20 protein-coding genes are annotated in these 23,634 nt (G+C 50.0%); 2 read left to right on the forward strand and 18 right to left on the reverse strand.

Annotated features, from left to right (window positions below):
* Window position 1 precedes the first annotated feature (1 nt).
* The 4 genes from V3C10_22500 to V3C10_22515 all read right to left on the reverse strand — a co-directional run bounded on the left by V3C10_22500 (window position 2) and on the right by V3C10_22515 (window position 4,441).
* Complete coding sequence (locus tag V3C10_22500) at window positions 2-1,291, reverse strand: extracellular solute-binding protein (protein WVP62044.1); 1,290 nt, start codon at window positions 1,289-1,291, stop codon at window positions 2-4.
* Between the two features lie 188 nt (window positions 1,292-1,479).
* A complete protein-coding gene (locus V3C10_22505) occupies window positions 1,480-2,460 on the reverse strand; it encodes a GntR family transcriptional regulator (protein ID WVP62045.1) in 981 nt (326 codons plus the stop codon).
* Window positions 2,461-3,447, reverse strand: coding sequence for a winged helix-turn-helix domain-containing protein (locus tag V3C10_22510; GenBank protein ID WVP62046.1), 987 nt, complete (start codon window positions 3,445-3,447; stop codon window positions 2,461-2,463). It abuts the gene before it with no gap.
* Window positions 3,448-3,499: 52 nt separating this feature from the next.
* Window positions 3,500-4,441 (reverse strand): AEC family transporter, encoded by a 942-nt coding sequence (locus V3C10_22515; GenBank protein ID WVP62047.1) that lies wholly within the window; start codon window positions 4,439-4,441, stop codon window positions 3,500-3,502.
* Window positions 4,442-4,695: 254 nt separating this feature from the next.
* On the opposite strand from V3C10_22515, the gene V3C10_22520 reads away from it, so the two are divergent.
* Both V3C10_22520 and V3C10_22525 read left to right on the forward strand, forming a co-directional pair.
* Complete coding sequence (locus V3C10_22520; protein ID WVP62048.1) at window positions 4,696-5,256, forward strand: helix-turn-helix transcriptional regulator; 561 nt, start codon at window positions 4,696-4,698, stop codon at window positions 5,254-5,256.
* Window positions 5,234-5,884, forward strand: coding sequence for a methyltransferase domain-containing protein (locus V3C10_22525; GenBank protein ID WVP62049.1), 651 nt, complete (start codon window positions 5,234-5,236; stop codon window positions 5,882-5,884). Before V3C10_22520 ends, V3C10_22525 begins: the two co-directional genes overlap by 23 nt.
* A 213-nt stretch (window positions 5,885-6,097) precedes the next feature.
* Here V3C10_22525 and V3C10_22530 read toward each other — a convergent pair whose 3' ends face one another.
* From V3C10_22530 to V3C10_22595, 14 genes are all read right to left on the reverse strand, one after another.
* Window positions 6,098-7,012, reverse strand: coding sequence for a sugar phosphate isomerase/epimerase (locus V3C10_22530; protein ID WVP64687.1), 915 nt, complete (start codon window positions 7,010-7,012; stop codon window positions 6,098-6,100).
* 33 nt (window positions 7,013-7,045) lie between these two features.
* The gene (locus V3C10_22535; protein WVP62050.1) at window positions 7,046-8,083 is read right to left on the reverse strand and encodes a Gfo/Idh/MocA family oxidoreductase; all 1,038 of its coding nucleotides are present in this window, start codon (window positions 8,081-8,083) and stop codon (window positions 7,046-7,048) included.
* Window positions 8,084-8,165: 82 nt separating this feature from the next.
* Entirely contained in the window at window positions 8,166-9,143 is a 978-nt protein-coding gene (locus V3C10_22540) for an ABC transporter permease (protein WVP62051.1), read from the reverse strand.
* Window positions 9,140-10,642: a sugar ABC transporter ATP-binding protein gene (locus V3C10_22545; protein ID WVP62052.1), complete on the reverse strand. Its 1,503-nt coding sequence runs from the start codon at window positions 10,640-10,642 to the stop codon at window positions 9,140-9,142. The genes V3C10_22540 and V3C10_22545 overlap by 4 nt, the downstream gene beginning before the upstream one ends.
* A 300-nt stretch (window positions 10,643-10,942) precedes the next feature.
* Window positions 10,943-12,049 carry a substrate-binding domain-containing protein gene (locus V3C10_22550; GenBank protein ID WVP62053.1) on the reverse strand — a complete coding sequence of 369 codons (1,107 nt, stop codon included), beginning with the start codon at window positions 12,047-12,049 and terminating at the stop codon, window positions 10,943-10,945.
* A gap of 50 nt (window positions 12,050-12,099) precedes the next feature.
* Complete coding sequence (locus tag V3C10_22555) at window positions 12,100-13,104, reverse strand: LacI family DNA-binding transcriptional regulator (protein WVP62054.1); 1,005 nt, start codon at window positions 13,102-13,104, stop codon at window positions 12,100-12,102.
* Window positions 13,105-13,748: 644 nt separating this feature from the next.
* A complete protein-coding gene (locus tag V3C10_22560) occupies window positions 13,749-14,966 on the reverse strand; it encodes a sodium/glutamate symporter (protein ID WVP62055.1) in 1,218 nt (405 codons plus the stop codon).
* A 380-nt stretch (window positions 14,967-15,346) separates the two neighbouring features.
* On the reverse strand, window positions 15,347-15,793 hold the full coding sequence (locus tag V3C10_22565; GenBank protein WVP62056.1) for a YhcH/YjgK/YiaL family protein: 447 nt from the start codon (window positions 15,791-15,793) through the stop codon (window positions 15,347-15,349).
* Window positions 15,794-15,817: 24 nt separating this feature from the next.
* Window positions 15,818-17,782, reverse strand: a complete 1,965-nt coding sequence (locus V3C10_22570) for a TRAP transporter fused permease subunit (GenBank protein WVP62057.1) — start codon at window positions 17,780-17,782, stop codon at window positions 15,818-15,820.
* Between the two features lie 109 nt (window positions 17,783-17,891).
* The gene (locus tag V3C10_22575) at window positions 17,892-19,028 is read right to left on the reverse strand and encodes a TAXI family TRAP transporter solute-binding subunit (protein ID WVP62058.1); all 1,137 of its coding nucleotides are present in this window, start codon (window positions 19,026-19,028) and stop codon (window positions 17,892-17,894) included.
* Window positions 19,029-19,041: 13 nt separating this feature from the next.
* Window positions 19,042-20,091, reverse strand: coding sequence for a 4-hydroxythreonine-4-phosphate dehydrogenase PdxA (pdxA, locus tag V3C10_22580; GenBank protein WVP62059.1), 1,050 nt, complete (start codon window positions 20,089-20,091; stop codon window positions 19,042-19,044).
* A 40-nt stretch (window positions 20,092-20,131) separates the two neighbouring features.
* Window positions 20,132-21,034, reverse strand: coding sequence for a 4-hydroxy-tetrahydrodipicolinate synthase (dapA, locus tag V3C10_22585; GenBank protein WVP62060.1), 903 nt, complete (start codon window positions 21,032-21,034; stop codon window positions 20,132-20,134).
* 113 nt (window positions 21,035-21,147) lie between these two features.
* Window positions 21,148-22,302, reverse strand: coding sequence for an iron-containing alcohol dehydrogenase (locus V3C10_22590; GenBank protein ID WVP62061.1), 1,155 nt, complete (start codon window positions 22,300-22,302; stop codon window positions 21,148-21,150).
* Window positions 22,280-23,581 (reverse strand): four-carbon acid sugar kinase family protein, encoded by a 1,302-nt coding sequence (locus V3C10_22595; protein WVP62062.1) that lies wholly within the window; start codon window positions 23,579-23,581, stop codon window positions 22,280-22,282. Before V3C10_22595 ends, V3C10_22590 begins: the two co-directional genes overlap by 23 nt.
* Between the last annotated feature and the right edge of the window lie 53 nt (window positions 23,582-23,634).

Here is a 23,634-nt window from a genome sequence, read left to right on the forward strand (position 1 = left end):
CCTACCGGCCGCTCACCCACTCACCCATCAGCTTCTTCATGCGCAATACGGCGGCGTCTGCATTATCTCCTTCAATCATTCCCACAATACATTGACGGGAAATCTCCCAAATCGGGAAATTCAGATTGTCGTCAGAGCCTATCACACTGCGTCCGTTGGTGAGATACGGCCCGATGGACTGTATGGCTTCATCTTCGGCCAGCCTGTTCTCCGCCAGGGGACTGAAGGAGCTCTGACTGTTTACAAACTCCCACATGACATCGCTCTGCGTCAGGTACTCTACGAATTTTTTCGCTTCCTCCTGATGCGGACTGTCTGCATTGATGCTGATGCGCGTGTCGGTATTAATCACCAGAGCGCTTCCATCCTCCATAATCGGATAGGGCGTCACTATAAAATCAAAGCCGGGATTCAAATCACGCACCCTGGGTACCGCCCAGGCGCCGGTCAGCATAAAAGGATTCTCTCCCCTTGCAAACAGGACGAGGTCGTCTTTTGTTTTTGTGGTATTCAGGGTCTCTTCCCGATTAACAAAACCGCGTTCCAACATCTGTTCCACCAGCTCAAAACCGGGCCGGAACGCCTCCGCCAAATCTGCGTCACCGCTGTTATAGCGTTTCAGTTCCGTCACAACATCCCCCCGCTGATAAACAGGAAACATTGCCTTCGCAATTGCCGCCGTCTTCAGCGAGATATCGTTGTTCGCGATAATCGGGGTAATCCCCTGTGAAACAAAGTAATCGCACACAGCCTCGAATTCCGCTATATTCCCGGGAATCTCCCGGTTATGTTCTTTTAATAGATCCAGATTGCAATACAGGCCAAAAGCCGATATAGAGGTAGGCAGATAGTATACTTCTCCGCCCGCATCTATCTGACTCAATGCCAAATCGCTGAAATTGTCCAGCGTGGAGATACCGGAGAGATCCGCAAGCTTCCCCTGTTCCCCCAATTCCAGGACGCGCTCATGATCAACCATAATAATATCGTCTCCGTTCCCGGTAGCAATTCTCTTATTCAACACCTCATAGTAATCCGACCCTTTAATGCCGTCATAGGTAATGGAGATGTCAGGGTACTCATCCATAAAACCGTGAAGTGCGTCTTCAATCACCATGACATTGAGCGCTTCATATTTATAGCCGAAAAAGGTCAGATTCGTCTGTGGCTGCTCTTCCTTCTGGGTATAATTGTAAACGATATTCTGTTCCTGTATTTGGGAACATCCAGCCAAAATTCCGGCTGCCAGAACCCCCGCCGCGATGCTCCCCCGATTCAGCCGTTTCTTCATCTTATTTCCTCTCTTTTCCGGTAATTCGCATTCATAATATCTCCCGGAAAACCGGCGGTAATGTCCGTTACCGCCATTGTCCATTATATCATGGTATGATTATCAGAACAAGAAATTTTGATTCGCAAGTGAACAGAGTTTTTTACTGCAGCTGCAACGGTCAGCGGATGTTCCGGACGTTTTTCCATTTATTTCCGAATCCAGAATTCCTGGATTTTTCTCTTTAGATGCATCAGGGATCCCTCGTCTATGGCCTGGCAGAACTGGAAACAGTCCAGCTTATGCTCTTCGCAGTACTGCAGAAGCTTTCCCGGAAGGCCCTCCATAAACTCCAGATCCTGGGGCATGATCACCACGGTATTTTCCCCGGCGCCCTCCAGATACTTAAACGCCCTGTCGATTGGGATATATTCTCCCCTGCCTTTCAATCCCAGCTCTTTCAGGTAGCGTTTCATGCTGTAGAGATACCATTGTTCCTGATAGACCAGGACCACCCTCTGCTCCCTGCCGATTCTCGCGACCCGGCTGATAGTCATACGGTTTGGGGACATAACCACCATCTCCACTTCAAAGGGCAGCTTTCCCCCATTTTTCTTTTTGACAAGGCGTTTTACGTCGTCCACATGGTTAATTGTGGTCACTGCCATGTCGTATCCGCCATTTATCAAAATGCCTGCATCCTCGCGCACATCATCCAGCAGCACCGGTATTACCTTCGCATTGCAGGAAGCGGCCAGCTCCGATGCACATGCCTTAAGAATCTCCTGGCTGCAGTCCACCCAGGCTATTCTGACCTTCTCACGTTCCGGAAGACGGCTCCAAATCCGCTCCAGAAACAGATTTTCTATTTCATGCCAGGTAAGGCCCGAACCGTTCAGCTCGTAGATGGCCTCCCTGAGCATCTTCTCCACCTTTTTACGCTCACTCGAAAAGTCCGGCCTGCAGGCATAGCTTCCGCTTCCCTGGACCGTTCTGATAAACCCCGGTCCTTCCAGGGCCTCATACGCCCGTTTTACGGTATCCCTGGATACCGATAACTCCTCACAAAGCTTTCTCTCCGTCGGAAGGCGTTCCCCTTCCTTTATGGCGCCGCTTTCGATCTGCCCGGCTATCCAGTCGGCTATCTGACGGTAGACCGGAGTTCCCGGACGAAATTCTATCTCCGGCATCTATATCCCCTCCCCATGCCCGTTTTCCTCTATCTGCTCAAAGACCTGTTTTAAATGAAACAGGGAACCGCTGTCAATCTCAAATTCAAAGGGCACGATGACGCACCCCATTTTCTTTGCCCTCTCTATCAGCTGCAATGCAAGATTGCTGCTGTAATCCGTATAATCGGGAGGAATGATAAAAGAAACAGGCTCTTTCGTGAGCCTCTCCTGATTTATTCCGATCTGCTGTTCATTTACACAGACCAGGCGCCCCTTTTTCCCGAGAATCTTCAGCGTATACTTAACCGAATCCAGGAATTCCCTCGACCGGTACAGAATGCAGATATCCTGCCAGTCCGGAAGGACGGTGAGCCTTGAGATGGTTTTGCGGCTTTCCCGGAGAGCCACTTTATCCGTCCACAGGTGCATGGAATCGGCATACCGGACAAAATCATTGTAGTGTTTCTCGGCCACCAGCGTCAGAACGCACTGGGGGCTTATTACGCTTTCCCCGGAAAAGAGGTCGTTTAACAAATAGGGTTCCACTTCCAGCCCCGTTTTTTTCTTTAAATCCAGCATGACATGGTGGAGTGTTTCCGCATTGCAGTCCACCAGGGCCACCTTAATCTGCCTGTCCCCGCCGAAGGCCTGTTCCAGCTGGCCGCGCAGAAGGAGGAACATCCTGTTCATCGGGATTCCCATTGATGCAGCCGCTTCGACCGTCCTGTCCACCAGTTCCTGTGGCGTTCTCTTGATTTCCCTGCCCTCCTCCCTCTGGACGTAGGCACCTCCGCCCCTGACCTTATAGATGCAGCCACGTTTTTTCAGGGTATCGTAGGCTTTTTTGACCGTGCCCACGGAAACGCCCTTCTCCTTTGCCAGGACCGCTTCCGACGGCAGCCTGCCGCCGGGCTTTAATTCCCCGCATTCTATTCTTCCGTACAGCTCCTCCGCAATCCGGCCGTACAGAGTAGTCCTTCCCGTCTGTTTGTCCGCGCTGCCCATGTCCGTCTGCCTCCTTCCCCGTGCGATGTACTGTTTTGATCCAATAAATCTTCTATCCGATAAATCCGATACCGGTGAATAAAAATACCCATAAAAAGATAGTCACAACCGACGCCGCCGTACTGAGTACGACAAACTGCCCTGCCAGTTCCCCGTCTCCTCCCATGTTCTGGGCCATGGAGTAGGATGCCGTAGCCACCGGCGTCGCATACAGCTCAAAGAGAATAAAGCGTTCCAGGTTGTTAAACCCGAGCGCAGTGGCGATCACCGTGATAATTGCCGGCAATACCAGCAGTTTCAGCGTCATGGACGGGACAACATACTTCAGATTGTTTCGGATAGCCGAAAAATGCAGGGTTCCTCCCAGTACAAACAGAGCCAGCGGAGTACTCAGCGCGGCAAACTGGGCAATAGGCGTCTCCACGCTGGCCGGGAGTTTGATGTTCAGAAGATAGAAAACCAGTCCGGTCATTGCGCCCATAATCAGCGGGTTAGTACACACATTTTTCATCAGCACCGACGGCTTTACCCTTCCTCCGTGGAACATTTCCAGAATAATAACCGCCGTTACATTGTAGATGGGAATGACAATGGCTACCATCATCGATGCAAGCACGCCTCCGCGGTCTCCAAAGAGATTGGATGTAAGGGGGATGCCGAACAGTACAAAGTTACTTCTGTAGATCGCCTGGATAATAACGCCGCGCCTGGAATCCTCCGCGACAATGCGCGGAACCGTCAGCAATAGAATGGCCTGAAGCGCCAGGATGCTCACAACAGCCGTGATAACAAGTTTCCAGTTCAACACCAGCCCGTGATCGACGTTATAAAGATTATTGAACATCAGAAGCGGGAAAAAAGCCGTGAAAATCATCTTGTTCAGCTTATTCATAAATCCCTCATCGACCAGGCCGCTGCGTCTCACCCCGTATCCAAATACGATATAAATTAAAAACGGCACTACCGCATTGACTGCAATCATAAAACTTCTCATCTTTTTCTCCTGTCCCATTTGTATATCTTTTTTAATTCTATAATTATAAGATTAACATAGAAGCAAAGCAACATAATATTGGTTTTTCATATATCTGTATTTGTATTTACTATATCTTTTCGGACACTTTTAGGATATCAGCCTCTGAACGGTCATGTCTATCATACTAAAAAATTAGATTGACAAATAGTCAGCGCTGAGTATAATTATAGTCAGCACTGACTATTTACCATTATAAATCAGGAGGTGATTTTATGATCCCGCTTTACATCCTTGGAATGCTGCTGCGCTTCGGGCCGCAGCACGGGTATCAAATTAAGAAACTGATCGGCGAACAATTGGCGGATTTTACAGACATCAAGCTCCCAACCATCTACTACCACCTGGAGAAGATGGAGGCCGCGGGATATATCGAAGCGGAGAGCGTCAAAGATGGATCTCGCCCCGAAAAGATGGTTTATCACATCAGCGAAACCGGTAAAGACCATTTTAAGCAGCTTCTCTACCGCACGCTGGATATCAGCTACCGCCCGTCCTTTGAGGTGGATTCCGCTCTTTTCTTCTCAGACTCCATTGACCGCGGAGATTTTCTGGCCGCACTGGAACAGCATATCGGAAAACTGAACGCATCTCTGGCCCGGATCGATGAGCACAAGAAAGAGACGCTGCCTTTCCTTCCGCACGATATGCGGATATCGGCCAACCTTATCTTTGAACATCACATCCGGCATTACCAGGCGGAGATCGGCTGGGCGGAACAGGCAGTCAGCAATATAAAGGAGGAAAAAAAACATGACGAAAGCCAGAGTCATTGAAACCAACTCAGGAATCCAGGATGAAGTGACAACAAAAGTATTTGACGTATTTGCCCGCGGAATGCGCGATAAGGGCTGGAATGGCGTCGACGGCATGATCGCTTCCGGCATTCAGGGCGGCGATATCCTGGAGGTCGGCCCCGGCCCGGGATATGTAGGGCTGGAACTGGCCAAAAAGCTGAACCCGCGCTCCCTGACCGGCTGTGAGATCAGCCCGGCCATGATACGTCTCGCCGAGAAGAATGCCGCCGAGTACCGGATTGACGCCAAATATGTCCGGGCCAATGCAATGGCAATGCCATTTGCCGACGGAAGTTTCGACGCCGTGATTTCCAACGGCTCCCTGCACGAGTGGGAAGATCCCGTGCGTATTTTCAATGAAATACACCGCGTTCTCCGCCCGGGCGGCCGCTACTGCATCACCGATCTGCGCAGGGATGCCGCTCTGTGGAAAAAAGCATTTATCTACCTCGGCACCAGCCCGAAAGAGATGCGGCCCGGTTTCGTAACCTCCCTGAATGCCGCCTATACGGTTTCTGAACTTAAGGAACTGCTGGCCAAATCCAAACTCAGCCAGGCAGAAATCCGGAAAGACTTTTTCGGAATCTGCATTTCCGGCATCAGATAAAGACGGTGGTAAAAAGGAATACATTATGGTAGACGGAGCATACAGGAGGGGGCAGGAAACCAATAAAATGGTTTCCTGCCCCCTGCTGGTTCTGAATCCTGTATGATTATCCGCCGCTCAGCCCTGTATTACAAACCGCACGGCGTCAGATTACGGAGTGTCAAACTTTAGAACACAACCCGTGTAAATCTTAAACTGTAAACTGTCTCAGCCTTAAATCACAAATTGTCTCATATATCTCTCACTGAGTACCAGGCTCTTAATCACATCTTCATGTGTATCCTCAAAGCTCCTGTCCTCCACTTCAATACAGGTGTATCCCTTATACCCGATATCGTTCAGGGCGCTGACATATTTTGCCCAGTCCACGTCTCCCAGTCCCGGAAGCTTCGGCGCCATGTACTGAAGCGGATATGCCATTGTGCCGACTTCATCCAGCTTATCTTTGTACAGTTTGATGTCTTTGTAATGCACATGGAAGATTTTATCCTTAAATTCATACATCGGTTTAAGATAATCCATCATCTGCCATATAAAATGGCTGGGATCGTAATTCAGGCCAAAGTAATCGCTTGGAATCATCTCAAACATCCTGCGCCAGATCTCCGGCGTCGTCGCCAGGTTCTGTCCTCCCGGCCACTGTGTCTCGTCGAACAGCATCGGGCAGTTCTCGATTGCCACCTTCACCTTGTGCTCCTCGGCAAAACGGATCAGTCCCGGCCAGATTTCACCGAACAGCTCCATGTTTGCTTCGACGCTTTTATTCTGATCACGGCCGATAAAGGAGGTAACCATCCCGATTCCCAGTTTCTCGGATGCCAGGATTACTTTTTTCAGGTGTTCTATATTCGCCGCCCTCTTCTCCAGATCTCCGTCCATCGTGTTCGGATAGAAGGCCAGGGAAGAAATCTCCACCTTCTTTTCTTTACAGTAATTCAGGATATATTCCGCTTTCGCATCGTCCAGTTCATCCACATCGATGTGGCTGACGCCCGCATAGCGGCGCTCCGCCTTGCCGTTCGGCCAGCAGGCCACTTCCACGCATTCATATCCCAGTCCGCTTATCGTGTCAATCATTTCCTCAAAGGACATCCAGTCCAGAATTGCACTCACAAGTCCCAGTTTCATCATTCTACCTCCCGTATCGCATTATCACGTCTCTTACTGGTTCACTTTCACGCTCCTGCCCGTCTCAGAGCTTTCCACGGCGGCAAATACTGCTTTCATGGCCGACAGAGCTTCCTCTCCGCTGATCTCGGGAGGCGTATTGTTCACCAGGCATTCCATAAACAGATCGATTACTCCCGACTTGGTCTGGTTGTCATTCGTCTGTATCTTATCCAGGTCATAGCAGATTTTCTCTCCGCCCTTGAGTTCCACGACAATCGAATGGGCCGGATCGCTGTAAATCTTCATGACTCCCTTTGTTCCGTAGAGAATCGTGGAGTTGTCCTCGGCTCCGTAGCAGGTCCAGCTCGCCGTCATCGTGCCGATGCAGCCGCTCTCCATCTTATAAATGCAGATGGCATTGTCGTCCACGCCAATCAGCCTGCCGGATGAATCCCTCTTGTCGAGAGTGCCCAGAAAGCCAATCACCTCGGCCACTCTGGAGCCGGTCAGATACTGTATCAGATCCGTCTTGTGGATTCCCAGGTCGGCCATGGCGCCCATTACCGCTTTTTCCTTGTCAAAAAACCAAACGCTGCTTCCCGGATCAATGCTCCATGTCTCCGGACCGCCATGGGCAAAATTCGTTTTAAAGGTCACAATATCCCCAATCAGCCCCTCTTTAATCAGCTTACGCGCTTCGGCATGGGCCTTTGCGAGTCTCTGGTTGTGGCCCACCATCAGGAAACGTCCCGTCTCCTTTGCCACGCGGACCATATCCTCACATTCCTTCAGGCTCATTGCCATCGGTTTTTCACAGAGCACGTGTTTTCCCGCCCTCAGGGCCTCGATTGTGATCTGGGCATGGGCATGGTTTGCGACGCAGACGCTGACTGCATCGATCTCTTTGTCGGCGAGAAGCTCCTCATAAGAATCAAATACCTTTCCGCCATACTGTGCGGCCAGTTTCTCAGCCCTCTCCCTGTTTAAGTCATAATATCCTTCCAGCTTAGCATCTGCATTATCTGCATATTCCGGGATGTGCCTGACCTGAGAAATCTTTCCGCAACCGATAATACCGATTTTAAACATTACAAATCCCCCTTAAATTATGTTATGTATTCTGCGCATCTGTATCTTAACTGTCTTTGCCGGCCGAATACTGCGGCCGCCGTTATTTATTCTTTTTCTTAGACTGTGCAAGCACGGCCACGATGATAACGATACCTCTTACAAGGCCGTTTAAGAATGGCGGCACGTTTGCCATAATCAGGATAGTCTGGATAATCCGCAGCATCAGGACGCCCAAAAACGTTCCGATGATTTTTCCGCGTCCGCCTTCCATGGCCGTTCCGCCGATGGCAACCGCGGCAATGGCATCCATCTCATAACCGTCTCCGGCGCTGGCTGCCTGGATGGAAGTCAGGCGGCTTGCCAAAAGAAATGCCGCAAGGCCGTAAAGAATGCCTGCATAGCAGTAAATCATTGTTTTTACATTGCCTACCTTGATACCGGTCAGCCTGGCCGCCTGCTGGTTGGAACCAACGGCGTAAACATAGCGGCCGAATTTCGTCTTGGCCATGATAAAACCGGTCAGCAGGGTAATCAGGATAAAGATAATCATCAAATGCGGAATTCCGAAAATCTTGCCGGACGCAACATAACGGAATGCATCGTACATGCTCTTGTCAACGGTGAAAGGTCCGCCCTGTCCAAGCTGTGTGATAATGGAACGGTAGGCCGAAAAAGTTGCCAGTGTAACGATGAACGGGGCAATATTTCCCTTCGTGATGAACACGCCGTTGATCAGTCCCAGTAAAAGGCCGAATCCAAGGCAGAATAAAAAGCACAGCGTGATACTGTGTGTCTTGTTTAACAGGGAAACCCCCAGTCCTGATATCAGGGCTACGGAGGATCCGACGGAAAGGTCGATCATGCCGGCCGAGATAACAAGGCTCATGCCCATGGCACAGATTCCCACAATCGCGCCCTGTACAAACTGGTTTGTCAGGTTTGTGATTGAGAGGAAGGACGGATTAATAATCACCGCTACAATCAGCAGTAATATAAAGCTCAGCCAGTGGCTGTAGTTTGTCGTTATATTGGACCAAATCTGTTTAAAATCTTTGTCTGAAGTCTTTGCTGTACTCATGCCTGTACCTCCGTTTTCGTTCCTGTCGAAAGAGCCATCACGCCCGCCTCATTCAGTTCTTCTCTCTCGAGTATCCCGTTTATTTTTCCTTTATACATTACGATACACCGGTCGGCAATCTGATAGATTTCCGGGAATTCCGTGCTGAATACCAGGATCCCCTTACCCTGTGAGGCAAGTTCCAGTATCAGCTTGTAAATGGCGTATTTTGCGCCCACATCGATACCCTGGGTCGGGTTATCCATAATCATGACGTCGGCGTCCGTCTCCAGCCATCTGCCCACAATTACCTTCTGTTGGTTTCCGCCCGAAAGGGATGTGATCGGATCTTTCTCACTCCCGACCTTAATCTCCATCTTGCTTCTGTTCTTCTCAAAGCGGTCGTTTTCTTCTTTATTGCTGATGACACACTTTTTATGAAGCAGTGTGAAATATGCCATTGAGTTATTGTCCCTGATGCTTAAGTCCGGGAGGATTCCCCTCTCCTTCCTGTTGCATGGAATCATTGCCACGCGGTGGCGCATTACATCCAGTATGCTCCTGGTGTTCAGTTTGCCGTTCCGTGTCGCAACCGTGCCGCCCTTCGACGGCGTGGCTCCGAATAATGCCGTGGCCAGCTCTCCGCTTCCGGCTCCCTGAAGGCCGGTAATCGCGATTACCTCGCCTTTGTGGAGATCAAAGGTAATATCTTCGAATGTCTCCCCGGTCAGCCCGCTCACCGACAGTACGACCTCTTCCTCCATGCACGATTCCTGCTGCTCTTTCAGGTTCGCGTTGACAAAGGTCTTTCCAATCAGAAGCTCGGTGGCCTGATGTTCATTGATATCCTTTATAAAGCCGGTTTCGATAAACTTGCCGTCCCTGAGAACCGTGTATTTATCACAGATTGTAAAAATCTCCGGCATCTTATGGGAAATATAAATGAAACTTACTCCCTGCCCCTTAAGGCGCCTCATGATTGTAAACAGGTTTTCGATTTCCTGGTTGTTCAGGGCCGTGGTAGGCTCATCCATGATGATAAGCTCGGACTGGAACAGAAGGGCTTTGGCTATCTCGACCAGCTGCTTTTTGGCCGTCTCCAGCTCCCCTACCAGAGCCGTGGCGTCAATCTTTACATTCATGCTGTCCAGCACTTCCTGCGCCCTCTTAATCTCCGTCTTCTTCTCTACCATTCCTGCTTTATTCGTAAGTTCTTCGCCCAGGAACATATTTTCATAAACCTTCAAATCATTACACAGGTTAAGTTCCTGGTGAATGAACCGGATTTTCATTTCCATTGACTTCTGAGGAGTCATATTTGTAATTTCATTGCCGTCAATTATTATTTTCCCGGAGGTGGGAGGAAAATTGCCGGATAAAATATTCATTAATGTGGTTTTGCCTGCCCCGTTTTCTCCCAGCAGGCCGTGGATTTCTCCGCTTCCTATCTGAAAATCCACATCCTGAAGCGCCAGGACGGGACCAAATTCCTTGCTGATTTTTTGCATTTCCAATTTCATAGTTGGAACCTCCTCTACAGGAAAAGCCGGCCGGTTAATAACCGACCGGCTTATCACTCCTTGATGACGGTGAAAAGTCCGCGGAGCGTGCTTTTCATCGTTAATTACGGTAAAACTGCGCAAAGCGCGCTGTTACTGTTCACTCCGTGCCCAGTAACACGCTGCGCGATGCACAGAAACGGCAAAAAACGCCTTTTCGCGCCGCAACCCTCGGGTTTTCTGTGACTTTCGCTACGCTCCACTCACAAAAAAACACCTCGCGGAATACTACCTGTGAACAGTAACAGCGCGCTTTCATCACTACTGTAAGCTGTAACGAATCTTGTATAAGTCAGATTCCATGTATTCTTTGTAGTTGCTCTTGTCGATCATCTCGGTCGGGATCAGATAGCTTGCATCCAGAGTTTTCCCTTCGAGTACGTCAAGTCCAAGGTCAACGGCGTCACGTACCATGGATGGGGAGAATGTATAGGTCATAAAGTCGATGCCCTCAAGTCCGGAACCTTCATATAATTTCATGAAGCCCTCTCCACCGGATACGCCGGAGATAAGTTTGATGTTCAGTTTAGCCGGTCCGTTGTAGTTCTTTAACGCTTCAACAATACCGAATACGATCTCGTCGTCATGTGTGAAGATAGCCTGTACGGATTCGATTTCTTCCACACTCTTTGTGTTTAAGAAGTCTTCCATCTGCTCCATTGCTTTCTGCTGGCTCCAGTCTGTGGAGAATTCCTGGATCTTCTTGAAGTTCTTGTCTGCCGTCTTCCAGAAACCGTTGGAACGCTGCATTGGAACGGTAGAAGAGTCACCCTTGAATTCAAGCATTCCTACTTCGCCTGCTGCCAGTTCATCTTTGAAGTATTCGCTGAAGTATTTGCCTGCGCCTTCGCCGATTGCATCGTTGTCGCCCATGATCCAGCTTGTCGGCTCAAAACCTTCGATCAGACGGTCATAGATGATTAACGGAACGCCTGCGTCCTGTACCTGCTGTGCCGCACTTCTGAGCTCGTCGCCTGTTACAGGCCAGAGAACCATAACGTCTGGGTTAAGTCCTAAGATTGTTTCTACTGCGTTGCTCTGTTCGCCTGACTCTGCTGCCGTCATGAATTTGTAATCAAATCCGTACTTTTCAGCCAGTAATTTAACTTCTGCCTCGCAGTGCTGGATGGATTCTGCTGTAAATCCGTGGTCGGCTGCCGGTGTAACAACACCCATCATCTTACCTTTTAAATCGGTTACTTCGGCTGCTGCGCTCTCCGGAGCCGCTGTCTCCTCTGCCGCTTCTTTGGTCTCGGCCTGTGTTTCTGCTACTGTAGCTGCTGCCGTCTCCGCCGGTTTCTGGCTGGAACACGCCGTAAGGGACATTGCCATTGCTGATGCGAGTACTACTGCCAAAACTTTTTTCATGTTTCTTCCTCCTTGTTTTTGCTTTTTTGGATACTTCTCCATTTTTTATCCTAAGACTCTGTTTGAGCCGTAGAATCACGAATTACCAGCTTGTGCTCCAGGTAGATTTTCCCCTTTCCCTCCCCGGATTCTATCTGCTCGATGAGCATGTGGGCGCTGGTCTTGCCCAGTGGGTAGAGCGGCTGTGACACCGTTGTCAGCATCGGATTCATCATCGTCGCATACTCGACGTCGTCAAATCCCACCACCGAGAGTTCACCAGGAACAGAAAGTCCCAGTTCTCCGGCGGCTCTGATGGCCCCCATTGCCAATACGTCAGAGATGCAGAATATGGCCGTCGGCCTGTCAGGGCGCTTGAGAAGCTCCCTTGCCGCCGCAATACCGCTCTGGAAACTGTAATCGCGGTCTGCATACGCCATATATTCCTTTCGTACAGGAAGTCCCAGCTTTTCCATCTCCGCCTCATATCCCTTCCGGCGGTCTTCACTGCTGACAAACTGGTTGACACTTCCTACAAAGCCTATCTTTTCGTGGCCCAGGCTGCGGAGATATCTCACCACCTGTGCGGCCGCTGCAAAATTATCTATGGAAACGTGCGCGATATCCGCATCCTTGCAGAATTCACAGCACTGGACGATCGGGACCTTGTCCGCAATCTCCTTTACATCTTTGTCATCTTTATCTACGCACAGCATCACTGCGCCGTCGGCCTGGCCGTCAAACAGAAGCTCGATAAATTCCCGTTCACGCCCTTCATCGCCATTGGTAATGCAGAGCATGGTGCCGAACCGGTACCGCCTTGCCTCGTCCTCAATTCCCGCCACAATCGATGAGTAAAACGGGTTACTGATGGTTGGCACAAGGATTAAAAGCATCCTGCTCTCTTTTCTCCTCAGCCTGCGTCCCCACACATTGGGCTGATAATTGAGCTTTGCAATGGCCAGATTGACCTTTTCATGTGCCGCAGGCGATACCGGGCCGTTCTTATTCAGCACCCTGCTGACCGTGGCGACCGATACTCCCGCTTCTCTTGCTACATCTGCTATCGTAATCATAATTTCCTCATTCCCTTCTGCCGCTGCCGTTCACTTTGGCCGTAACCGGCCGCACTGCGGACAACAGCATACTCTCTTTTGTCTGCTCCCTGGTCGGTGATTATGTGTAATCGATTACACTTTACACATAAATTATACTTTGGAATGAGAAAACAAGCAAGCACTTTTCGGAAATCAGTGTTTCCAACAACCTTTATGTATCATAGGCTTCTCAGCCATCCCCTGATTTAACAGGCGCTTAGTGCCTGTGGTTCTGTAAATGTGTAATCGTTTACACATTTCAGCTTAAAAATAGAAATTCCGATTTTGGAACCTCTCCCATTTTGGATTATTTTCAGTATAACAGTTTAGGGATAAAAGTCAAGACATTTCTAATATTTTGCACATAAGTGCTGAAAATCAGTCTCAGTTTTTATACACTTTGCCGAAAATTTGAGAATACTGTATCCAAATTTCAGGACACAGAGGACGGAGGTGTTTTCCGGTCAGGCTCCCTCCGGTCAGATTCTCTCGGTTTTAACCGCACAAGGCGCCCAAAAATTTCTCCGGGCGCCTCAGACAAACTATTTTTTCCTTATATCGGCAGTTCTTCCTTCGGTGACTAGAATTTATGGCATATGCCATGAATCCTACAGAATGTCAGCTCAGCCTCCCAGTCCCATAAATCCCGGGACAAGGGACATGAACAGCGGGTTAAATATATCCACGCACAGTACGGAAAAAGCAGGATACAGAATCCATGCAATATGGGAATATCCATATTTATCCATGACGGCCCTCTCATTGGCGACCGCATTGGAGCCCGAACCCATTCCCATGCCAATCAGTCCGGCGCACATACAGGCAGCGTTGTAATCGCTGTGATACATTTTAAAGCCGATAAAGTAGGTAAAGACAAGCGTCGCTGCCGTAACTACGAACAGAATGATAAGCATCGGCCCTACCGCATTTGTGATCCGGCTCAAATCCATCGTCATGATCGTGATCGCCAGGAAAATATCCAGGGAAATATGCTCCACTGTTTCCACTTCGGGAAGATGGATTTCCACATGACAGGCCTCCAGCACGTTCCGGGCAATGGCTCCGGCAAAAAGGCAGCCAATAAAATAGGGCATCTCAATATACGGAATCCGACTGAGCAGCATATAAATCGGGATTCCGCAGGCAGCGATGATTGTAATCATACATACCGTGTTTAAAAGCTTCCCTGTTTCCAGGGCCACTTTTTCCTCCCCGCTTCCCGCCTGCAGCACATTATCCCCTGGATCGGCTTTCAGGTTATGCTTCTTAATCAGCATTACGGCGAGAGGACCTCCGGTGAGGCTCCCGAGAATCATGCCGACCGTGGCTGCCGACACACCGATTTCCGTTGCTCCCACAGCCCCCATTTTTTCATATACAGGACCGAACGCGGATGTCGTACCCACGCCTCCGGCCAATGCTCCCGTGCCAATCTGGATTCCCAAAAGAGGATGAAGCCCCAGCATCTGGGCCAGGAACATCCCCAGAAAGCCCTGGAGCAGTACGAGGAGCAGCACCGACAGCGCTATTCCGGCACAGAATTTCTTTCCACGCTCCAACAGTGTCTTGCTGAATCCAAATCCCACACAGGTAAAAAACAGATTCATCAGGTGGCTGCCCAGTGTCGGCGTCCACTGGACCGTAAAAAGCCCTGTTATCTTTAGATAACTAAGAATGAGGGCCACCAGAAGTCCGCCGACCACCGGCGCCGGGATCCCCCAGTCCTGAAAGGGTTTCACTCTACGTACAATGGCCTTCCCCAAAAAGACCATAAGACATCCGAATCCCGTTGTAGCCAGCAGATCCAGGGTTAATGTTGAGGTTGCTGCATCAAATCCCATAAAATTTCCTCCCACTTTTAATAATGTTCACTTGGCATGCCTGCTATAATATTAATATACGAATGTGAGATTCTTTGCAACTGTTTTCAGTCTTCTTTAACATCTTTTGAATATATGTTATAAAAATGAAATAATTTGTATACATAAAAAACTTTTTCAAACATTTATTCTCAATTGTACTTACAAATCTTACTAAAGATACTAAAATTACTAAAGCTTGTTCTATATAAACAGTGGATAAACCCGCTCCCTGTTCCGGCCGGCCACTTCCAGGCCTCCTCCCAGTCCGAGTGCTCCTCCGTGCACTTGTCCCGAAACACAAAAAATTTGGCGCAGCCGGAGGTTTAATAAGTCCTCTCAGCCGCGCCATATACATTTTTTTATTTAACCACCGGAAGTTTCATTACAATCTTCGTATAGGACTGCTGCTCCGCCGTATGGCGCACTGCCTTATGCCCGTCGTGTGGGAAAGCAATGTAGCACATTCCTGCCGTAATTTTCATTGTATTTTCTTCGGAGCCTGTATAAGCAGCTTTGTCTTTATCGCCGTCATACTCCCCTTCTTCCCTCAAGTCTTCCAGATCCGCCCAGGCAATCTCCTCGCTGCCTTCCAGGACAATCTGAACGTCCACGTACTTCCTGTGGGCCTCAAACGTCCCCTCGGCCATCGGCTTTGTATCGCCCTTCTGGACCATGAAGAATCCGCCGTCAAACTCGTATTTACCGGATTCAGGATTGCGCAGGGCCTCCACGGCCTGCAGTCCGTTCTCCAGATTGTTAAGCATACAACTGTAAAACCGGATGTTGTCAAATTTATCGATAATCATACTCTTTATTTCTCCTTTACCCCATCAGACACAGCTTTTCGCCATTGTACCTGCCGAGGCTTTTGCTTCCTTATGCCTCTTGCCCTGAATGTAGAAATAAACCAGAATTGCGACTCCCATCGGAATACCAATCAGTGTTGTGATATTTTCAGGAATGATGATGAAAATAGCAACACATGCAAGGAGAATACGGACAACCGGGCTCTTAATCGGCACAAACAGGTAGCCCGCAATACCGCCTGCCAGGAAGATGATGCCGTATGCCATAATCGCCGTATTGACGATTACTTCCGTCACGGTTCCCTGAAGCAGGAGCGCCGGATGGAACACAAACACGTAAGGTGTCAGGAAGGACACAAGCGCATAGGCGAATGCCGTCCAGCCCGTCTTCCAGGAGCTGGCCCCCGCGATACCGGCGGCCGTAAAGGATGCCAGGCATACCGGCGGTGTAATCTGTGCGATAACGCCAAAGTAGAAAATAAACATGTTGGCCGGCAGCGGATCGATTCCCAGTGAAATCAGTGTGGAGCAGAACAGGATGTTGGCAATCAGGTAAGCCGCTACGGTTGGAAGAGCCATACCGAGGAGCATACATCCGAGCATAGTGATAATCAAAGCCAGAGCCAGGCTGGAACTTCCCGTTGCCGCAATAATCTTTGTCAGTTTGTTGGCCACGCCGGACTGTACCACGATACCCGTCATGATGCCGCAGGCAGCGGTCGGAATGGCGATTCCGTACGCCTGTTTCGTACCGTCCAGTACGGCGTCGATAAACTGGCTTAAGTTCATCCTGGTGTCTTTGGAAATAAAGCTTACGATAATAGCCAGGGCCGAACCCACCAGGGCCGCCCTTGTCAGGGAGCTTCCCATGAATATCATGACTACCAGCACAATAATCGGGGCGAGCTGATAAAATCTCGGCATAATCGGCGCTGTCTTGCATACAACCGCTTCGTCGTGGGAGTTCATCTTTTTCTTCTTTGCCAGGAAATGAACCAGCAGGAAGACGGAACCGTAGTAGGCCAGAGCGGGAATAATGGCCGCCATGGCAATTCTCGTATAGCTGATGCCAATCATCTCAGCCATGATGAAGGCGCCGACACCCATGATAGGGGGCATAATCTGGCCGCCGGTGGAGGCTACCGCCTCGATGGCGCCTGCCTGATGAGGCTCATAGCCCGATTTCTTCATCAGCGGGATGGTCATAACACCGGTACTTGTTACGTTTGCAACGGCCGAACCGGAAATCATTCCCATCAGTCCGGAAGACACTACCGATGCCTTTGCCGGACCCCCGGCCGTCTTGTCACTGAGTTTCATACCTAAATCAATCAGTACCTGGCCGCCGCCGCACACCGAGAAGAATGCGCCGAACAGCAGGAAATAGAACAGGGTGTTAACAGATGACGACAGCGGTGAACCCAGGATGCCGTTCGGATCCATCACCATAACCTCGCCGAAACTCTGCCATGACATGCCGCGGAATTTGAAAATGCCGCTGATTTTCTGTCCTAAGAATGCATATGCAATAAATACACAGATGAAGATAAACAGGTTCATACCCATAAACCGTCTCACCGCTTCCATGACGATAAACAGGAGCCAGTACGCGCAGATTAAATCGGCTGTGGTCATAATGTCCACGTTGTAAATGCGGTTCTGCAGGTAGCTTAAATTTGAAATAAAGTAATAGGCACAAAACGCAACTCCCGCAAGCAGGAAGATATCATAGACCCATCCAAGCGCTTTCGTCGCCGGAGTTTTGCACTTATCCGCAACCGGTTTGTGAATAAAGGCGATTGCCAGAGCCAGACAAAGGTGAATCGGCACCTGAATCCATTTATCAAGCGGTCTCACCAATGCTATATACAATTGGAAAGCAATCAATACTACGGAAAGTACAACTAAGGATGCATATCTCCACTTTGGAAGGCTTGCGAATTTGCTAACTGGCTTTGTATCCTGGTTCAAGGCATTCGCTTCACTCATAATTCATTCCTCCACTATCTTTCAGAGAGGGGAGCCGGCTTTGGCAAGCTCCCCTCCGAGCTTTTTATTGACTGGCAATGAAAAGTCTGCTAAACATGCTTTTCACTGTTTATTTAATGTATCCTGCTTCTTTAAAGTATTTCTCTGCGCCCGGATGAAGCTCAAGTCCGCCGACCTTCTCGGATTCCCAGCATGTTGCAGGGTCGAATGGTTCGATGGAGGCCAGTACGGATACAAGGTAATCCCTGTTTTCACACATTGTCTTCGTCATCCAGTAAACAACATCCTCGTCGAGGTCTTCTTTTACAAATAAGCAGTCGGGTGTTCCGGCATTGATAATCACTTCCGTCTGTCCCTTCCAGGAATTGGCTGGGATTTCAATCCTCTGGAATCCTTTTTCGTTTACAAAGTAGTCGAGTGTCGCTTCTTCCCACTGGTTGAAGTGAACGTCACATGTCATGGCGATTTCCGTCATTGTGGAAGAGTTGATGGATGTATGGTCAAGCATAAAGTCTAACTTGCCGTCTTTTACCATTGCGGAAAGGTCGGAACCGCCGCCGTGCACTACATCGCCGCCCCAGGATTTGATGTCGTCTTCCGTTACGCCCAGGTACTGAAGTAAAATCTGAACCACTTCATTATCCATGGAACCCACCGGGCTGCAGCCGATGCGGATTGGAAGTTTCTGTCTGATGGCTTCTTCCACTGTCTGCACATTGTATTTATCCATAAATGCCTTTGTCATGAAGTTTACGGCCGACACGTTTGTAAGTCCGCCAATCATGGCTTTGTATCCCTTTACAGGAGGTTTGCCGAGCGTCCCCTCTTCAAACGCCCATTTTGCAGGAGCGCCGTTGATAAAGGAAACATCCGTCTTGCCCTGCTCAAACAGGTAAGGAGCGCCCATTCCTCCCGGGGAGATTGGCTGTACGTCTACCGTGCCGATTCCGTTCTCCTCCCACAGCTTGGCAAGCTCTGCGGACAGATTATAGTTGCTGGTTCCAACTTCATGTGTTGCGAATAAGATATTTGCATTTAAACCAGCGTTCGCGGGTTCTGCTTTTGCCGATGCCCCCGCCGCTTCCGTCTCAGCGCCGTCTGCCGCCGGAGCTGCCGTTCCTGCCGCTTCCGCTGCCGGAGCCGTCGTTCCCGCCGTTTGGCTGCTGCCGTCGTTACATCCCGAAAGACCCAGTACCATTGTAGCTGCTAATGCTACGGATAACAGTTTTTTCATGCTCTTTTTCATAGTTTTTCCTCCACTATTCTCCTTTTTTTTCCTTACTGCCCTTTGCCAGTTTTACGCCGTAGTCAATGGCGTTTACCAGGCTGAGTTCATTTGCTATGCCGAGACCCGCCTGATCAAAGGCAGTCCCATGGTCTACGGATGACCTCACAATCGGAAGTCCCAACGTGATGTTGACCCCTGCAACCGCATCCCATTTTTTTTCTTTTTCGTTATAAACAAAACCGACAACCTTTAACGGGATATGTCCCTGGTCGTGGTACATAGCCACTACGATATCATACCATCCGCCTCTCGCTTTGGAAAAGACTGTGTCCGGAGGCACGGGGCCTTCCGCCCGGATTCCCTCTTTCACCGCTTCTTTGATGGCCGGTATGATTTCATCAATCTCCTCGCGGCCGAACATTCCGTTCTCGCCGCTGTGCGGGTTGAGGCCCGCCACCCCTACTTTGGGATTCTCAATTCCCAGGTCTTTACAGGCCTGGTGGGCGATCCTTATCACTTCCAGCACCCTGTCTTTTTTTACCCTGTCGCAGGCTTCCCTGAGCGAAACATGGGTGGATACGTGGACCACTCTCAAATTCTCGTGGGCCAGCATCATCGTATATTTTTTTGTTCCGGTGAACTCCGCATAGATTTCGGTGTGGCCGGAATAATGATGGCCCGCCAGATTCACCGCCTCTTTGTTAAATGCGTTCGTAACCGTTGCATCTATTTCACCGGCCATGGCCAGCTCTATCACCTTTTTTACATACTGGAACGCCGCGTCTCCCGCCTCCGCGGACACCTTGCCGCGCTCCAGGGTAGTCATATCCACCAGCTTCATATCATAGACGTCTATGGTTCCAAACTCATACCGTGCCTCTCCGGCCGACTGCACCGCGCGGATTTTGATATCTTCTCTCCCCACAATCTTAACGGCTTCCTCCATGACGGAGGCGTCACCGATTACAAGAGGGCGGCACTCGTCATAGATTTCTTTCTTTGCCAGGGCTTTAACGGTAATCTCCGGTCCAATGCTGGCCGGGTCTCCCATTGTAATTCCAAGAATTAATCTCTCAGCCATTGCTCTCCCTTTCCGGTCTGTCATTCCTATTTCCACTACGTCAGCACATTCCCTTTTCGTGGTTTTCGGCCAGGACCTTCTTAAGAGCTTCGATTCCTTCTTCCGGAACCTGGTTAAACGGGGCGCGGCATTTTCCCACCGGATATCCCAGCAGGTTTACCGCCGTCTTTACGATGGTGTTGGGGTTACCGTATTTGAAACATCCCCGAAAGGAGCGGATGCTGTCCTGTGCCTTTCTTGCGTTCTCCAGGTCGCCTGCCACAAAGTAATTGTAGATGGAGGCCATAACCTCCGGAAATACGTTCGCGCAGCCTGCGATGCCGCCGGTTCCTCCCGCCAGGAGGTTCCATAGAATCAGGGAATCGTTGCCGGAAAGCACTGCGAAGTCGCCGCGGTCCCTTGTCTGCTCGATATACTGGAGCATATTGTCAAAGTTGCCGGAGCTGTCCTTGGCTCCCACGATATTTTCTATTTTACTGAGCCTTGCCACGGTTGCCGGAGCCAGGGCGTTTCCCGTCCTGGCCGGGATGTTATATAATACAATCGGCATATCCACGGCCTCGGCCACCGCCTTATAGTGATCGTAAAGTTCATTCTGGGAAGCCGCCGCAAACGACGGTGTGATGATGGAGAGTACATCCGCTCCCAGGGATTTTGCCATCTGTGACTGTCTGATGGTATCCTTTGTGCTGATGCAGCCCGTTCCCGCATAGACCGGGACACGGCCCTTCGTCTCATCGATCACGATACTCAAAACTTCCTCTTTTTCCTTCTCGTTTAATATGTAGCCCTCACCGTTGGTTCCGAATGGGAACAGGCCGTGTACGCCGCCTTTAATCTGCCGGTTTACCTGATTGCGCAGCTCCTGTCCGTTGATGGACTCGTCTTCGTTCATCGGCGTCACGATTGGCGGGATAATTCCTTTAATCTCTACCTTCTTCATTTCCTGATTTCCTCCTGGTCTCCTGCTTATTCCTCACGTCGTCGGCTCCGGTAAAATGCCGTTTGCGCCTCGGACGGTGCCCGGACTGCTTCCGCCCGGTTTATCTTTATCCACTACATAATTTCAAGATATAATTTCCTGGCGTCCTCCGCCGTTACCGTTCTCATATTGTTGACAAGGAGCCTCTGAACGTCCATTCCCGCTAAAACCAGGGTATCCAGGTCCTCATCTCCAATGCCGAATTCCTTCAGGCTCTTCGGGATGTTTAAGTGCTCCACAATCTCATTCATCCTGTTTACGACCCACGCCGATTTTTCTCCGGCCGTCTTTGCACCGGCATCCGGTGCAAGTCTGTCGTATGCCTCCGCAAAAAGCTCCCGGCAGACCGGTTCGTTGAACTTCATGACAGGGGCCAGCAGGATTGCATTGGAAACGCCGTGGGGAATGTGGTATTTGCCGCCTAACGGATAGGAAAGCGCATGGACCGCCGTGGTTCCCGACGCCGTGATGGCGACTCCCGCGTAGAAGGATGCAATCAGCATGTTGTTCTTCTCCTCCAGCGCTTCCGGGTCATCGCAGGCTTTTTCGATGTTCTTCATAATCATTTCGAATGCCTGCAGAGCGAAAATATCGCTGAACGGGTTCTTCTTATTTGAAGTAAAACATTCGACTGCATGACACAGGGCGTCCACTCCGGTGGAGGCTGCAATCTTTCTCGGCAGCTCCTTAATCATAACCGCGTCCAGGATGACGTAATCGGCAATCATATTATCATTGACTATTCCAACCTTCAGCTCTTTCTCCGGCACCGCCACGATGGCGTTCGGCGTAGCCTCCGCCCCTGTGCCGGCCGTGGTCGGTATCATCAGGGTCTTTACGCATTTCCCGGCCATTCCCGGGTTGTCGAGAAGTTCTTTTACACCGTACTCATCGGTTGCCAGTACGGAAGCCAGCTTGGCCGTGTCCATCACACTGCCTCCGCCGACCGCTATGATAAAGTCGGCTCCTGATTTTTTAAACCCGTCTACAACCGCCTGAACCTGTCCGTAGGTCGGTTCCGCCGCCAGATCGTCAAAAATCACAAACTCTTTGCCGGTTTCTTTGATTTTTTCAAGCGGCAGCCTGAGAAGCCCCGCCCCGATAATTCCTTTATCGGTAAATACGGCGATTTTCTTTGTATCGGCGCCGATGAGGGCGGCCATATGATTTAAGGCATTCTCACCGCTGTACACTGCGTGCGGCATTTTAAGCGTATACTGTGTTAACATACTTTTTCTCCTCTTTCTTATCCCGTCCTGCCTCTTCCGCGTTTCCCGTGATAATTCCGGCTAAATCCGACATCAGGGTGCTGCTTCCGAATCCTCCCGACTTGGATATGACTGCAAATGTTTTGTCTCCTATCTCAATGCCCGAAAGCACCGTTCCCGGCGCCATCTCGCGCACAGGCGCGATCTCATCGCGGCCGATGTGTTTCATAAAACCGGTCAGGCAGTCGCCTCCCGTTATTAAAAGCGTGGTATCGAGCCCCATCTGAATCAGTTCCTTCACCACATATCCCAGGGTGGATGAAATCCTGACTCTCAGCTCCTCCATCGTAATCCCCTGCTCTTTTGCATATTGAAGTGTTTCATTCTGCCCCGGCAGGTCGTTGGTGTCTATGATGCTGCAGGCGTTCCGGCTGCAGATGTCTTTCCAGTGCAAAAGCGCTGCTTTTCCTTCCGGCGTCTGATAATATCCGGCTTTCAGCTTCTGCTCCGGCGTCATCCTGATTCTCTTAAAACCGTGTTTCTCGGCGTAATCAAGCTGCTTTCTGGTGATTGGGTTCACACTTCCGCATGCGACGAGAAAGTTTCCGTTCATTACCACCTTCCTCTGCCCGCTGCCTTTCAGTCCCAGCAGCGAGGGGAGAACCCCCGCAAAACCGGCGCATCCGGCCATGATGTGAAGTTCGTCTTTCTCCATCAGGAATTTTCCCTGCTCTCTCATCTCCTCCTCAGTGGAAGTATCATATATCATGATCCCCGGAACCCTGCTCCAATCATTCATGTTCCGCACCACCGTGGAGGGAACATCTTTTCCGATAATCTCCGGTATGCCCGAATACAGAACCGGCTCAAACGGATCCTTTCCAAATACACTCTCGTGAACCGGAATCCCGTCGATATAGTGGATTCCATTTCTGGTCACCCGGTTCATTTTCGGAAACGCGGGAAGAAATTGGAGGGAGGTCTGCCTGGTGGCATCGAGAACTGCTTTGAGTTCGCTTCCAACGTTTCCTCTGAGTGCAGAATCTGTCTTCTTGTATATAAATGGAATCCCGCTCTTATATGCTCTTTCTGTAATATGGAAAACAACCTGATAGGCCTCTTCCCGGCCCAGATGCCTTGTCTCGGCATCCAGAACCAGAACCTGTACCTGCCCGTCCACGCTGTCGAAATTATATTCCGTATTGGTCACTACTCTTGTCTCTGCTCCACCTGCCGCGAACTGTACTCCTGTATCCAGTGCGCCCGTGAAATCATCTGCGATTATCAGTAATTTCACCATATTGTTTCCTTTCCTGCCCGATATCAACTGTTTCATTTTTAAACATATATCCT

It is taken from the genome of [Clostridium] symbiosum, from assembly GCA_036419695.1.
Lineage (GTDB): Bacteria > Bacillota > Clostridia > Lachnospirales > Lachnospiraceae > Otoolea > Otoolea symbiosa_A.

Excerpts from the sequence above, each read along its gene's own strand:
- V3C10_22550 (WVP62053.1), bottom strand. The coding sequence starts at position 12,049 with ATGAAAAAAGTTTTGGCAGTAGTACTCGCATCAGCAATGGCAATGTCC.
- dapA (WVP62060.1), bottom strand. The coding sequence starts at position 21,034 with ATGAAGAAGGTAGAGATTAAAGGAATTATCCCGCCAATCGTGACGCCG.
- V3C10_22575 (WVP62058.1), bottom strand. The coding sequence starts at position 19,028 with ATGAAAAAGAGCATGAAAAAACTGTTATCCGTAGCATTAGCAGCTACA.
- V3C10_22590 (WVP62061.1), bottom strand. The coding sequence starts at position 22,302 with ATGTTAACACAGTATACGCTTAAAATGCCGCACGCAGTGTACAGCGGT.
- V3C10_22520 (WVP62048.1), top strand. The coding sequence starts at position 4,696 with ATGATCCCGCTTTACATCCTTGGAATGCTGCTGCGCTTCGGGCCGCAG.
- V3C10_22510 (WVP62046.1), bottom strand. The coding sequence starts at position 3,447 with ATGGGCAGCGCGGACAAACAGACGGGAAGGACTACTCTGTACGGCCGG.
- V3C10_22555 (WVP62054.1), bottom strand. The coding sequence starts at position 13,104 with ATGATTACGATAGCAGATGTAGCAAGAGAAGCGGGAGTATCGGTCGCC.
- V3C10_22500 (WVP62044.1), bottom strand. The coding sequence starts at position 1,291 with ATGAAGAAACGGCTGAATCGGGGGAGCATCGCGGCGGGGGTTCTGGCA.
- V3C10_22515 (WVP62047.1), bottom strand. The coding sequence starts at position 4,441 with ATGAGAAGTTTTATGATTGCAGTCAATGCGGTAGTGCCGTTTTTAATT.
- V3C10_22565 (WVP62056.1), bottom strand. The coding sequence starts at position 15,793 with ATGATTATCGATAAATTTGACAACATCCGGTTTTACAGTTGTATGCTT.
- V3C10_22525 (WVP62049.1), top strand. The coding sequence starts at position 5,234 with ATGACGAAAGCCAGAGTCATTGAAACCAACTCAGGAATCCAGGATGAA.
- V3C10_22545 (WVP62052.1), bottom strand. The coding sequence starts at position 10,642 with ATGAAATTGGAAATGCAAAAAATCAGCAAGGAATTTGGTCCCGTCCTG.
- V3C10_22505 (WVP62045.1), bottom strand. The coding sequence starts at position 2,460 with ATGCCGGAGATAGAATTTCGTCCGGGAACTCCGGTCTACCGTCAGATA.
- V3C10_22560 (WVP62055.1), bottom strand. The coding sequence starts at position 14,966 with ATGGGATTTGATGCAGCAACCTCAACATTAACCCTGGATCTGCTGGCT.
- V3C10_22595 (WVP62062.1), bottom strand. The coding sequence starts at position 23,581 with ATGGTGAAATTACTGATAATCGCAGATGATTTCACGGGCGCACTGGAT.
- V3C10_22530 (WVP64687.1), bottom strand. The coding sequence starts at position 7,012 with ATGAAACTGGGACTTGTGAGTGCAATTCTGGACTGGATGTCCTTTGAG.
- V3C10_22540 (WVP62051.1), bottom strand. The coding sequence starts at position 9,143 with ATGAGTACAGCAAAGACTTCAGACAAAGATTTTAAACAGATTTGGTCC.
- V3C10_22570 (WVP62057.1), bottom strand. The coding sequence starts at position 17,782 with ATGAGTGAAGCGAATGCCTTGAACCAGGATACAAAGCCAGTTAGCAAA.
- V3C10_22535 (WVP62050.1), bottom strand. The coding sequence starts at position 8,083 with ATGTTTAAAATCGGTATTATCGGTTGCGGAAAGATTTCTCAGGTCAGG.
- pdxA (WVP62059.1), bottom strand. The coding sequence starts at position 20,091 with ATGGCTGAGAGATTAATTCTTGGAATTACAATGGGAGACCCGGCCAGC.